This window comes from Sphingomonas sp. TREG-RG-20F-R18-01, from assembly GCF_022662475.1.
In the GTDB taxonomy this organism is placed as follows: domain Bacteria; phylum Pseudomonadota; class Alphaproteobacteria; order Sphingomonadales; family Sphingomonadaceae; genus Sphingomonas.
The window spans coordinates 1-593 of sequence record NZ_JAKNQQ010000052.1; the positions used below are offsets into that span (position 1 = coordinate 1).

The following is a 593-nucleotide window of genomic DNA, read 5'->3' on the forward strand; positions in this document are numbered from 1 at the left end:
GAAAATGCTCAGCCTGATTAATTAGCGTTGTATCCGACCCTCCACGCTCTGACCTCGCGGCGAACCGCGATCCAAAGTCGTTCCGGTCGAACCAACGCCGTATCACGGCATCGATTTTAAGAACCCATTCACAATGTCAAATAAGGACGGGGCGAACCCCGCAATTTCCGCCGAAGCGGAAGCGTTTTCTCTTCATCTCTAGGTTGTGGCGAGTGGTGGAGCCTATCGGGATCGAACCGATGACCTGATGCTTGCAAAGCAACCGCTCTCCCAGCTGAGCTAAGGCCCCATACTCTTCAAAAGCGCAAAAAGTGGTGGGCCTGGGTGGATTCGAACCACCGACCTCACCCTTATCAGGGGTGCGCTCTAACCAACTGAGCTACAGGCCCGCGCCTCGCTCGCGCGCCCGTCAGTCGCAGCAAAGCTGCGCCTTATGGGCGCGCTTAACTGCGCTGGCCGAGCTAGGCGACGTGCGAATTAGCTTACGCTAATTCGTCTCGCGCCTTGCGCTTAACCTAGTGATGAAGGGACATGAGGACGGCGGCAAATGTTCTTTGGAATGGAAGAAGCTCTTCTCAATGGCGAACCGTCGA

2 tRNA genes are annotated in these 593 nt (G+C 56.0%); both read right to left on the reverse strand.

What is annotated here, in order from left to right:
• Positions 1–213 precede the first annotated feature (213 nt).
• A tRNA-Ala gene (locus L8K25_RS22595) sits at positions 214–289 on the reverse strand.
• A 23-nt stretch (positions 290–312) separates the two neighbouring features.
• Positions 313–389, reverse strand: a tRNA-Ile gene (locus tag L8K25_RS22600).
• Between the last annotated feature and the right edge of the window lie 204 nt (positions 390–593).